Genomic DNA, 241 nt, shown 5'->3' with positions numbered 1-241 from the left:
CCGGCGCCCTCTCTCCTCGAGCCTTTGGTTTTTCTGGTTCGGTTGTTGGATCTACTGGCGTCTTCGGTTTCTCTGGTTCCGTTGGTGGATCTACTGGCGGTTTTGGTTTCTCTGGTTCTGTTTGTGGATCTACTGGCGGTTTTGGTTTCTCTGATACTGTTTGTGGAACTACTGGAGGTTTAGGTTTCTCTGGTCGTGGATTATGCACAAGGCGCGTTTGTGGATACTCTGTATGTGGTTG

General features: G+C 49.8%; 1 pseudogene. It reads right to left on the bottom strand.

Annotation, left to right across the window (positions count from 1 at the left end):
* Nucleotides 1-241, bottom strand: a pseudogene (locus JDS80_RS31040) (SdrH family protein); the annotation flags it as partial.

The organism is Bacillus cereus group sp. N8 (assembly GCF_016483685.1).
GTDB lineage: Bacteria > Bacillota > Bacilli > Bacillales > Bacillaceae_G > Bacillus_A > Bacillus_A proteolyticus.
Note: the sequence above shows the minus strand (reverse complement) of the source record. Positions and strands in the feature narration are given on the sequence as shown.